Here is an 11,627-nt window from a genome sequence, read left to right as displayed (position 1 = left end):
TGCTTTCACCAAATACAAAATTCGGCACTGACATTCATCGACACACTGTTGAGTTCTCAAAGAACACGCACACACCACACACCCACGAAAACCATGTTCTCGCAGCGCCTGGGGCAACCGTTCCAGCGTATCCCAGCTTGGTCTCGGATGCAAAGATCCGACTCTTGGGGGATATTCTGTTTACTTCAAGTCATTGAGACGAACTTCGTGCAACCTCGTGTCCCTGTCCGTGAAGACCGGGTCGGTGTCCGTGTCGCTCTGACTCGACAAAAGTTACGCGAGAGCGCACCCCTACGCAAATCGCCTGGTCATGAGATTCCGGACTTACATCGCCCCAGCTCAGAGTGCGATCGACTCTGCCGCACTTCCCAATTCAGCTGAATTGAACGATTGTGACGCCGGACATAGCGCCCGTCGCGGCCCTAGAGGCGGGTTGCAGACATGCCCCGATGCATGGAATTCGGCATCGAGTTGGCAGGTGGACTGTGGATCCCGCTTACGAACTCACAGACACCTGATCTAATCCGGCTGATATCGCGTCGTCGCTCGGACTCGAAGCCGCCGGCCGTCATCACGGCCTAACGAACGCAAGCCGCGGCACCATCGCGTAAGCGCTACGTACGGCAAGATCAACCCGGCCGATGACTGGCGCAGAGGCCGCTCTTCTCACAGCGTCCGATACCGAAGTCAAGGTGGCGGAGGTTCACAGAGTGATCGGATGGAGCTCGAACATCCAGATCTGGCGAGTGGCTGTAGCCGCACCCGCGCCGTACAAGACTCGGAAGCCCGCAGCGGAGGCGGTGGAACTCACCACCCAGGTGGCGAAGGCTCTCTCTCAACCGGATCCGCGCACGTCCGCAAGGCGCTTTCATACATATCGGAGGTCTTGCCCGCGATTGTCAGCCGAAGTCCACAGCTATCCGGGCCCGACCTGCAAGTGAGGCTCGTGCGCGGAATCACCGATCTTGTCGATCACACTCATGAAGTTCCAGACGAAGCGCACCACGGTACGAGACCTACCTTCTGCGAAACGCGTTCTGGCACTGCAGATTCGCGCGGGTTCGACCAAAGCTATCGATGCGACGCGGCCAGAGTGTCTATTAGATTCAGGTCCGCGCGTCACCCGCGTAGTTGTGCCACACCTCGACCTGACTGGCGGCTCTTCACCCAGGCGGTCGCGGACCACACCTGGACGTCGGACTACTTCACGGGTGTCAACGCCACGTGCCCCAGTGCACTGGGGCACCTGGGGCACGTATCTCATATTGGGCTAGTGGCGCCGCGACCTCACAGCAGAAGCTCTGTCACCGAGGGTTCGGTTTCTCCGCTCACGCGCTCGATGTTGCCACCGAGGTCGGTCAGGTTCTCCACGAACTTCGGATATCCACGATCTATGTGAAAGACGTCGTGCACCTCGGTCACGCCATCGGCACACAAACCAGCCAGGACAAGGCCTGCTCCTGCCCTGATATCCGAGGACCACACCGGAGCGCTGGACAGCTGAGGCACACCGCGAACGACGGCATGATGTCCGTCTGTCCTCGCATCGGCCCCCAACCGGATCATCTCTTCGACGAAGCGGAAGCGCGCTTCGAACACGTTCTCCGTGATCATCGACGTGCCGTTCGCTACAGCGGCCAATCCGATCGCCATAGGCTGCAGATCCGTCGGGAAACCAGGAAAGGGCAGTGTCGCGAAATTGACCGCCGTCGGACGCTCGTGTTGGACCACGCGGAATCCGTCGACCTCCATGCTCACCTCGGATCCTGCGGAACGCAGCTTGTCCAGAACGAGTGAGAGGTGCTTCGGGTTCACGCCACGAACACGGACATCGCCTCGCGTCATCGCCGCGGCAATCCCCCAGGTGGCCGCGACGATGCGATCTCCGATAACGCGATGAGTCGTCGGCTTCAAGGACTCGACACCCTTGATCGTCAAAGTGGACGTTCCAGCCCCAGAGACCTGCGCCCCCATGTTGTTGAGCATGTTGCACACATCGACGATGTCCGGTTCACGGGCAGCGTTGTCGATGACTGTTTCGCCCTTTGCAAGTACTGCGGCCATCAGGATGTTCTCAGTGGCCCCGACCGACGGAAAGGCGAGTCGAATGTTGGCTCCGCGTAACTCGTCGGCTTCTGCCACCACACATCCGTGCTGGATTTCGCTGTGTGCGCCGAGCAAGCGGAGACCGGATTGATGCATGTCGAGAGGTCGCGACCCGATTGCATCGCCACCCGGGAGAGCTACCACCGCACGCTTGCACCGAGCGACAAGCGGCCCCAACACGCACACCGATGCCCTGAACTGTTTGACTGCCGGAAAATCCGCGTGATACTTGGGCTCTGCCGGTGTCGTGACGTGTACGACCGAACCCTCGAGTACAACGTCGCACCCCAGGCCTCGCAATACCTCGGCCATCAACGGAACATCGAGTATGTCGGGACAATTGGTGATGGTGCTCGTACCCTCGGCCAACAGGGTTGCCGCCATCAACTTGAGCACGCTGTTCTTCGCACCGCCGACAGACACCTCGCCGACGAGTCGGTTTCCTCCGGATACCAAAAAGCGTTCGCTCACAGTTCAACAGCGTAGCCGTGCCCGTCTGCCCTACTGGAACGGTACCGTTGCTCCATGGCTGTGCACTTGACCCGTATCTACACTCGCACCGGTGACGACGGGACGACCGGACTGAGCGACTTCTCCCGTGTCACCAAGAACGACCCACGTCTCGTTGCCTACGCCGACTGCGACGAAACCAACGCAAGTCTCGGAGTGGTTCTGGCGCTAGGGAATCCGCCGGAGAAGATTGTGAAAGTCATTCGAACGATTCAAAGTGATCTGTTCGACGCTGGGGCAGATCTGTCCACACCCGTCGTCGCGGAACCAAAATACCCACCGTTGCGAATCGATCAGTCGTACGTCGACAGATTGGAACAGTGGTGCGACGAATTCAACGAAGAACTCGATCCGTTGACGTCGTTCATACTCCCAGGTGGCACACCTCTCGGAGCGCTACTCCACACGTCGCGGACGATCGCTCGACGCGCCGAAAGGGCTGCATGGGCGGCCGTCGACGCGAGCCCCGAGGACACCAGCACGTTGCCGTCCAAATACTTGAACAGGCTTTCGGATCTACTGTTCATCCTCAGTAGGTTTGCCAATCCTGGCGGCGATGTTCAGTGGGTTCCGGGAGCGTCGCGCTCGACCGGAGAGTGATTGCGCTCGAACGCCGGACGCAATCTAACCTGCCGGCCGTCCGCGCTGCGATCTTCCAGAGGGACGTGACTCCAGCCAGGACATGAAGGCCGTCCGCGCGCCCCGGTCGAGGGCGATCTCGAAATGGCGGCCGGCGTCGGTCAGCTCCAGCACCGCGATCTCGTCGCTCATGATGTCGAATTCGTTCTCGCGCGGCTTACGCCGCTCACCTACCTCGATTCCCTGACGGGTCAGCTTGTGGTCCGGACCCGGACGCAAGCTCGAGAGTTTGAAGAACACGACGGTGTTGTCGTCGTATCGAATGATTCCGTGGCGCCAACCGCTTCCACCCGGCGACGGAGTCACGCGCATGATCGCGGCGGTGCCACCTCCGCGCACAATGCTCAGGCGATACAGAAAAGCCGCGACGATTGCTGCGAGCAGCACAACCAGAATGACCAGAACAATCACTCCGATGCGCATTTCGCAGCCTCCGTCGCGGCTTCTCGTTGATCTAGGCGCGCTCAGCGGCGCGAATTCGGCCCTTCGCGATCGCGAGGGCTTCCTTGTCGTCGCCGCCTGCGTCGAGCACCGAGCGAGCTGCGTCGACGTCGATGTCCTGAGCGAAGTCCGCAGACTCCGCCAGAACGGTGACGGTCTTTCCCGTGACCGACAAGAATCCGCCGTGCACAGCAGCGACGATCTTCTCTCCATCGGTCGTGGTGATGGACACGGTCCCGGCCTCGACCAGCTGACCCAACACGGGCTCGTGCCCCACCATGATGCCGATTTCGCCCTCCGTGGTCTGAGCACTCACCAGGGTCGCGTTACCGGACCACAGTTTCTGCTCGACAGCGACGAGTGAAACCTCCATGCCGTTCGTTTCCGAGGAAGTCACGTCGGGCTACTTTCCGGCCATCTTCTTGGCTGCTGCCTCGACGTCGTCGAGACCACCACAGCTGTTGAAGGCCTGCTCGGGAAGGTGGTCGTACTCGCCCTTGGTGACCTTGTCGAACGCCTCGATCGTGTCGGTCAACGACACGACCGAACCGGCCTCACCGGTGAACTTCTCGGCAACGATGAAGTTCTGGCCGAGGAACTTCTGGATACGGCGTGCGCGGCCGACCAGAACCTTGTCCTCTTCCTGAAGCTCGTCCATACCGAGGATCGCGATGATGTCCTGCAGTTCCTTGTACTTCTGCAGGATCCGCTTGACCTCGTTGGCGACGCGGAAGTGCTCTGCGCCGACAATGCTGGGCTCGAGGATTCGCGACGTGGAGCTCAGCGGGTCCACAGCGGGGTAGATACCCATCTGAGAAATCGGACGCGAAAGCTCGGTTGTCGCATCGAGGTGCGCGAACGTGGTGGCGGGTGCCGGGTCGGTGTAGTCGTCGGCGGGAACGTAGATCGCCTGCAGTGAGGTGATCGAGCGTCCACGGGTCGAGGTGATGCGCTCCTGGAGCTCACCCATCTCGTCCGCCAGCGTCGGCTGGTAACCCACGGCGGAAGGCATGCGGCCCAGGAGGGTCGACACCTCCGAACCTGCCTGTGTGAAACGGAAGATGTTGTCGATGAACAGAAGAACGTCCTGTCCCTGAACATCGCGGAAGTACTCCGCCATGGTCAGCGCCGACAGAGCGACGCGCATACGCGTGCCCGGCGGCTCGTCCATCTGGCCGAAGACAAGGGCGGTGTCCTGAAGGACGCCCATCTCTTCCATTTCGAGGTAGAGGTCGGTTCCCTCACGGGTGCGCTCACCGACGCCTGCGAATACGGATGTACCCGAGAATTCGCGAGCGATACGGGTGATCATCTCCTGGATGAGAACCGTCTTGCCCACGCCGGCACCGCCGAAGAGGCCGATCTTGCCGCCCTTGACGTACGGGGTGAGAAGGTCGATGACCTTGATACCGGTCTCGAGGATCTCGGTCTTGCCTTCGAGCTGATCGAAGGCTGGTGGCTTGCGGTGGATGCCCCACTGCTCGCCGTCGCGGCCGAGACCAGGTGTGTCGAGGCAGTCACCGAGGGCGTTGAAGACGTGGCCCTTGACGACGTCGCCGACCGGAACCGAGATCGGCTTGCCCGTGTCGGTCACCGAGGTTCCACGAACCAGGCCGTCGGTCGGCTGCATCGAGATGGTGCGGACCAGGTTGTCACCGAGGTGCTGAGCAACCTCGAGTGTCAGGGTCTTGGCCACCGTCGGCAGAGTGATCTCTGCGTGGAGAGCGTTGAACAGGGCGGGGATGGCGCCGCGCGGGAACTCGACGTCCACAACGGGGCCGATTACCCGAACGACACGGCCGGACTGTGTGTCCGCTCCGCTCGCGTTCTCTTGGGCTACTGCTGCGGTCATTGCTTAGTCACTTCCTGCGCTGTCAGCCAACGCGTTAGCGCCACCGACGATTTCGCTGATTTCCTGGGTGATCTGGGCTTGCCGAGCCTGGTTAGCCTGACGGCTGAGAGTCTCGACCAATTCGTTAGCGTTGTCCGTCGCGGCCTTCATGGCGGTACGGCGCGCAGCCGACTCGGACGCAGCCGCATCGAGCAGCGAGGAGTAGATCCTCGTGCTGATGTACTTCGGCAGCAGAGCCGACAGAAGCGTTCCTGCCTCCGGTTCGAAGTCGTACTGGGCCTGGACATCGGACGCAGACGGGGAGTCGGTGAGTGCATCCGCACCCATTTCGATTTCTTCGTCCGTGTACGAGACCTCCAGTGGAGCCATCCGACGCACCTCGGGCTTTTGCGTCAGCATCGATACGAAACGTGTGTAGACGATGTGCAGTTCGTCGACACCTTCGATCGTGCCTTCACCGTTCGGCGCATCGACTTCGTTGCCGGAGCCTGCCATGAAGAGCTCGACCAGATGCTTGCTGGCCTTGGCTGCGTCGGAGTAACCGGGCTCCTGAGAGAAGCCCGTCCACGCTGCCTTCACATCGCGCTCACGGAAGGTGTAGTAACCGAGCCCTTTCGCACCGAGCACGTAGATGACCGGGTCCTTGCCCTCTTTGCGAAGAAGCTGGAAAAGCTCTTCCGCCTCCTTGAGGACATTGGAGTTGTAGCCACCGCACATTCCACGGTCGCTGGTGACTACCAGGACCGCAGCACGCTTCGGTTCGGGGCGCTCGTTCAGTAGCGGGTGGTCCAGCGAACCGGACGCACTCGCCAAAGCCGAGAGCACATTGGTGATCTCCTCTGCGTACGGCTTCGACGCCGCAACGCGGGCCTGCGCCTTGATGATTCGCGATGTCGCGATCAATTCTTGCGCTTTGGTGATCTTCTTGGTCGAGTTGACCGACTTGATCCGGGAACGCAGCTCGAGAATGCTTGCCATCTAGCTGTTCACGCTCCCTTCTCTACTCGTGAGAACACTGATCATGTCGCTGACCTACTTGCTGACTGTCTTGCGAGTGACGTTGACCTGTTCCTGGTTAACCTCGTCGGCGTTCAGCGTGTCCGCTTCTGCCTCGTTGACCACGCGGTTGCCCTCGGAATCCAAGAAGCCGGACTTGAACTTCTCGGTTGCCTCGGTCAGTGCCTTCTGCGCGTCATCGTCGAGAGCCTTGCCGCCGGCAATGCTTTCGTAGACGCCGCTGGCGTTGCGGTGCAGGTCTTCGAGCAGTTCGGTCTCGAACCGGCGTACGTCGGCGACAGGCACGGAGTCGAATGCACCCTGACCTGCAAGCCAGATCGAGACGATCTGGTCTTCGACGGCGACCGGGGAGTACTGATCCTGCTTGAGCAGCTCGACCAGACGAGCGCCACGCTCGAGCTGCGCCTTGGAGGCGGAGTCGAGGTCGGAGGCGAAAGCGGAGAAGGCTTCGAGCTCACGGAACTGAGCGAGCTCGAGACGCAGCGAACCGGAGACCTTCTTCATGCCCTTGGTCTGCGCAGCGCCACCGACACGGGAGACCGAGATGCCAACGTTGATTGCCGGACGAACACCCTTGTTGAAGAGGTCGGACTCGAGGAAGACCTGACCGTCGGTGATCGAAATAACGTTGGTCGGGATGTAAGCCGAGACGTCGTTGGCCTTGGTCTCGATGATCGGCAGAGCCGTCAGCGAGCCGCCACCCAGTTCGTCGGACAGCTTCGCCGAGCGCTCCAACAAACGGGAGTGCAAGTAGAAGACGTCACCGGGGTATGCCTCACGGCCAGGCGGGCGACGTAGCAGCAGCGAGATGGCACGGTATGCCTCGGCCTGCTTGGTCAGGTCGTCGAACACGATCAGAACGTGCTTACCCTGGTACATCCAGTGCTGGCCGATGGCCGAGCCGGTGTACGGAGCAAGCCACTTGAAGCCAGCCGAATCGGATGCGGGAGCCGCGACGATAGTCGTGTACTCGAGCGCTCCGCGCTCCTCGAGAGCAGCCTTGACGCCTGCAATCGTGGAGCCCTTCTGACCGATGGCGACATAGATGCAGCGGACCTGCTTGTTCTCGTCACCGCTCTCCCAGTTGGCCTTCTGGTTCAGAATCGCGTCGATGCAGACCGCGGTCTTACCGGTCTTGCGGTCACCGATGATGAGCTGGCGCTGTCCACGGCCAATCGGGGTCATCGCGTCGATGGCCTTGATTCCGGTCTGGAGCGGCTCTTCGACGGGCTGACGCTCGAGCACCGAGGCTGCCTGCAGTTCGAGAGCGCGATTCTCGCTGGACTCGATGTCTCCGAGGCCGTCGATGGGCTGTCCGAGAGGGTTGACAACGCGACCGAGGTAGCCGTCACCGACGGGGACGGAAAGAACGTCACCGGTCCGCTTGACTTCCTGGCCCTCTTCGATGTGCTCGTAGTCACCGAGAATAACGGCACCGATTTCGGTGGCGTCGAGGTTGAGCGCAACACCGAGCACTCCACCGGGGAATTCGAGCAGCTCGTTGGACATAGCCGACGGCAGTCCCGACACATGGGCGATTCCGTCGCTCGTGTCAGTAACCGTGCCGACCTCCTCGCGGGAGGACTCCGGTGAGTAGCTCGCGGTGAAGTTCTCGATCGCGCTACGGATCTCGTCGGAGGAGATCGTCAGCTCCGCCATATTTTTTCCTGCTCTTCCTTAAATGATCGCGGTGTCCAAGGCTTCGAATTTTCGAAGCTCTTCTTATCGGACTGTGGTGTCCGTACTCGGACTACTTGAGTGTCTTTCGCAATGCAGCGAGGCGGCCTGCCCCACTACCGTCGATGAACTCGTCGCCTATCCGGACCACGAGTCCACTGAGCAGTTCGGTATCGACCTCGACGTGGACGGTGACCGGCTTGCCGTAGGTCCGGGTCAGCGTCGCGGTCAGCTTTTCGAGCTGACTGTCATTGAGTGGAGCCGCACTGGAGACGTGCGCAACGATTTGATTGCGCACCTGCGCGGCCAGTCCTGCCAGCTGATCGAAAGCGTCGGCAGGCGCCGCCTTGCGGAGTCGACCGACGGACTGGAGCGCCAACGCCTCGGTAACTGCTGTCACCTTGCCGTAGAGCAGGCGGCCGAGAAGCTCGCGTTTCGCGTGAACAGGCTTGCCCAGATCCGACAGGTTCTGTTCGAGCACGGGGTTGGCCGCCACGATCCGACCCAGCCGGAACAATTCGTCCTCGACCGTATCGAGCTGATCCTGATCTGCTGCGGCGCGTAGCAGAGCTTCACGTCCCAGTTCGACCAGCGAATTCAGCAGATCCGATGGCTTGGACCAGCTGTCCGAGACAGCACTCACGAGAATTCTCGTAGTGGTCTCGGATACCTGGCCGGCGAACAGTTGCTCAGCGAGCGCGCTGCGGCGTTCGGCCGAAACCGACGCATCCGCGAGCGCGGTACGCAACGTGCGCTGTCCGTCGAGCGTCTCCACGACAGCGAAGAGCTCGGCACCCGTCTGCGCGGCAGCAGCAGTTGCAACTCCTGCCGACGCAGAACCCAGTGCATCGTTCGCAACCGAACGCGTGCGGGCAAGAGCCTCACGAGAAGTTGCGTACATGGTTATCTCACTTTCCGGCTGCAGAGTCAGCGGTGACGGAGTCGAGCTCGCTCAGGAAACGGTCGATCGAGCTTGCTCGCTTCGCCTCGTCGGACAACTGCTCTCCGATGACCTTCTCAGCGAGCTCTACTGCTGTGCGTCCGAGATCGCTACGAAGTTCCGTAACGATCTGCTGACGCTGAGCAACGAGCTGATTGTGGCCTGCGGCCACGATCCTGTCGCTCTCCTCCTGCGCCTTCGTCTTCATTTCGGCGAGGATCGCCTGTCCCTGGGTGCGCGCTTCCTCACGGATTTGCGCAGCCTCGGAACGTGCCTCGGCGAGCTGTGCGTTGTAATGCTCGAGTGCTGCCTTGGCCTCGGCCTGAGCCTCTTCGGCCTTCTTGATACCGCCTTCGATCAGATCTCCGCGCTCGGTCAATACCTTCTGGAAACTCGGAAGAATGTACTTCCAGAAGATGAAGCCGATGATGGCGATGCAGATCGCAGACCAAACAATGTCGTATGTCGCGGGGAGCAGAGGATTGATGTCCTCTTCGGCCTCCGCGGCCAAGATTGCGATGTTGGTTGCCATGTGGGGATTAACCGAACAGGAAGCCGGCGACGATACCGATCAGCGCGAGCGCTTCGGTGAACGCGATGCCGAGGAACATGTTGGTACGGATGGTGCCCTGCAGTTCGGGCTGGCGTGCGATGCCCTCGATGGCCTTACCGACCACGATGCCGATACCGATACCAGGTCCGATCGCGGCGAGACCGTAACCGATTGCACCGTATCCAGCGCCGGTCACCGTGCTGGTCGTTTCCTGTGCCAGGTACGCGAGGCTCATTAGAATTCCGTTCCCTTTCTGTTGCCCATCCGCCGGACGGCGCATGGGTCAGGTCTAGCTAGTGGTGGATCAGTGTGAATCTGCGTGCAGCGCAAGGTCGATGTACACGGCTGTCAGCAGCGCAAAAATGTATGCCTGCAAGCCGATGACCAAGAGTTCGAAGAGAGTGAAGCCGAAACCTGCGGTAAGCGAGAAAATACCGAAGATCTTCATTCCCGCCGCGGCCTGGAAGAAAAAGAACTGGGTCGCGCTGAAGAACAGCACGAGCATGAGGTGGCCCGCAAGCATATTGGCCATGAGACGAACAGTCAGCGTGAACGGCCGCAGGATGAAGGTGGAGATGAACTCGACCGGCACCAGAACGAAATGCAGCGCGAGAGGCACATCCGGAACCACGATGCTGCTCTTGACGTACTTGAACAACCCGTACTTCTTGATGCCGACGTAGTTGAACGCCACGTACGCAATCAATGCCAGAACCAGTGGCATACCGATTCGAGCGTTGGGCGAAATGTTCAGGAACGGAATCACCGACGAGAGGTTCATGAACAGAACCGCAAAGAAGATGGTCATGATGATGGGCGCGAACCGTTTGCCCTGCTCTTTGCCGAGAATTTCGTCGCAGATCTGCTCTTTGACGAAACTGAGTCCGTACTCGACGACGTTCTGCAGCCCACGAGGAACGATTTTGGGGCTTCTCATGGCGACCGCGAACAACACTACGAGCACGAGGCTCATCAGAATGCGAATAAGCATCAGCCGGTCGAGTTCGAAGGGGGTGCCTTCGAACAACACGGCGGGAGGAAAGAAGTCGGATATAGACGGCGGATGGAACTCCGCAGCCAGGTTGGTGACGCTCAGCGGTCTCTCCCGTGTTCGGGCCGCAGACTGCTAAGACTGCGGTTCGATCGGACATTGACGATCTATCAAGTCGACGATATCGGCTCGAGGTCGTCAGCAGCTGAGGCCTTGTCTTCACCGGCCAGCGTCTGTCGGGTGTCGGCGACTCACGTCGACTCGGCAGCTTATCGAGCGCGTCTTCAAACTACTCACGCGCTTTCAGCTACCTGTAAAGGTTGTCGTGCGCGCGAAATGTCCTGTTCGCGGCAGTTCAACCCTCACTTGGTCGGAACTTTATCAACACAACTACGACGTTGTGTAGGTGGGGCCTCTTCTTGACCGATTACGACACAGTGTCGTACTACGTTCAGTCGGACTCATGCTCGTCGGGCTGTTCGTCCACGTACGGCGCTTTGGTACGAACGACACCGTAGACCTCCGCCCCCAAAACAAGCACCAACGCCGCTACCACGACGAGTGCCAGCGACTTCTCACTGTAGAAATCCATGTCCTTGAGCAACCCGAGGACGATGATCGCCAGCAGCATTTTGACGAGCCACCCACCGAGAAGAACCGCACCAACCATCGTCGGCGGAAACTTGGAGGTCAACGCAATGGACAGGGCCGTGGTCAGAATGAACCCGCCTCCGAGGGCAGCGCCGATGAGCGCACCCCACAATCCTGGCAGCCCTGCGAAAAGGGTGGCGATGATCGCGCCGAGAACAGTCAGCACCACCAAACCGATGACGCCGTACCGAACGGCAGAACGCATCGCGTCGGATTGATCGGGCACGGGCGCAGGAGAGAAGCTCACAGA

Annotated in this window: 12 protein-coding genes; 1 reads left to right on the top strand and 11 read right to left on the bottom strand. The window is 60.4% G+C overall.

The genetic code is table 11. From position 1 onward, the window contains the following. Positions 1-1,287: 1,287 nt before the first annotated feature. Positions 1,288-2,577 (bottom strand): UDP-N-acetylglucosamine 1-carboxyvinyltransferase, encoded by a 1,290-nt coding sequence (murA, locus tag O1W68_RS20175; RefSeq protein ID WP_269306611.1) that lies wholly within the window; start codon positions 2,575-2,577, stop codon positions 1,288-1,290. 54 nt (positions 2,578-2,631) lie between these two features. Here murA and O1W68_RS20170 point away from each other — a divergent pair, with 54 nt between their 5' ends. Beyond that, positions 2,632-3,216 carry a cob(I)yrinic acid a,c-diamide adenosyltransferase gene (locus O1W68_RS20170; protein WP_269306610.1) on the top strand — a complete coding sequence of 195 codons (585 nt, stop codon included), beginning with the start codon at positions 2,632-2,634 and terminating at the stop codon, positions 3,214-3,216. A 24-nt stretch (positions 3,217-3,240) separates the two neighbouring features. Here the strand turns inward: O1W68_RS20170 and O1W68_RS20165 are convergent, their stop codons facing one another. The 10 genes from O1W68_RS20165 to O1W68_RS20120 form a co-directional block, all read right to left on the bottom strand. Further along, complete coding sequence (locus O1W68_RS20165) at positions 3,241-3,678, bottom strand: DUF2550 domain-containing protein (RefSeq protein ID WP_269306608.1); 438 nt, start codon at positions 3,676-3,678, stop codon at positions 3,241-3,243. Positions 3,679-3,709: 31 nt separating this feature from the next. Next, positions 3,710-4,069: a F0F1 ATP synthase subunit epsilon gene (locus O1W68_RS20160; RefSeq protein ID WP_088945457.1), complete on the bottom strand. Its 360-nt coding sequence runs from the start codon at positions 4,067-4,069 to the stop codon at positions 3,710-3,712. A gap of 30 nt (positions 4,070-4,099) precedes the next feature. Continuing rightward, positions 4,100-5,548 (bottom strand): F0F1 ATP synthase subunit beta, encoded by a 1,449-nt coding sequence (atpD, locus tag O1W68_RS20155; protein WP_084346425.1) that lies wholly within the window; start codon positions 5,546-5,548, stop codon positions 4,100-4,102. 3 nt (positions 5,549-5,551) lie between these two features. Continuing rightward, the gene (locus O1W68_RS20150) at positions 5,552-6,526 is read right to left on the bottom strand and encodes a F0F1 ATP synthase subunit gamma (protein WP_084346426.1); all 975 of its coding nucleotides are present in this window, start codon (positions 6,524-6,526) and stop codon (positions 5,552-5,554) included. Between the two features lie 54 nt (positions 6,527-6,580). Further along, complete coding sequence (gene atpA, locus O1W68_RS20145; RefSeq protein WP_269306606.1) at positions 6,581-8,224, bottom strand: F0F1 ATP synthase subunit alpha; 1,644 nt, start codon at positions 8,222-8,224, stop codon at positions 6,581-6,583. Positions 8,225-8,315: 91 nt separating this feature from the next. Further along, positions 8,316-9,143: a F0F1 ATP synthase subunit delta gene (locus O1W68_RS20140; protein ID WP_269306604.1), complete on the bottom strand. Its 828-nt coding sequence runs from the start codon at positions 9,141-9,143 to the stop codon at positions 8,316-8,318. A 7-nt stretch (positions 9,144-9,150) separates the two neighbouring features. After that, positions 9,151-9,714, bottom strand: coding sequence for a F0F1 ATP synthase subunit B (locus tag O1W68_RS20135; RefSeq protein ID WP_269306602.1), 564 nt, complete (start codon positions 9,712-9,714; stop codon positions 9,151-9,153). 7 nt (positions 9,715-9,721) lie between these two features. Next, positions 9,722-9,970 (bottom strand): ATP synthase F0 subunit C, encoded by a 249-nt coding sequence (locus O1W68_RS20130; protein ID WP_084346430.1) that lies wholly within the window; start codon positions 9,968-9,970, stop codon positions 9,722-9,724. Between the two features lie 69 nt (positions 9,971-10,039). Continuing rightward, a complete protein-coding gene (gene atpB, locus O1W68_RS20125) occupies positions 10,040-10,765 on the bottom strand; it encodes a F0F1 ATP synthase subunit A (RefSeq protein WP_084346431.1) in 726 nt (241 codons plus the stop codon). Positions 10,766-11,177: 412 nt separating this feature from the next. Further along, a complete protein-coding gene (locus tag O1W68_RS20120; protein WP_442972419.1) occupies positions 11,178-11,624 on the bottom strand; it encodes a hypothetical protein in 447 nt (148 codons plus the stop codon). Positions 11,625-11,627 lie beyond the last annotated feature (3 nt).

It is taken from the genome of Rhodococcus sp. H36-A4, from assembly GCF_027158005.1.
Lineage (GTDB): Bacteria > Actinomycetota > Actinomycetes > Mycobacteriales > Mycobacteriaceae > Rhodococcoides.
The sequence above is the reverse complement of the archived record's forward strand: the minus strand, read 5'-3'. Positions and strand labels throughout refer to the sequence as shown.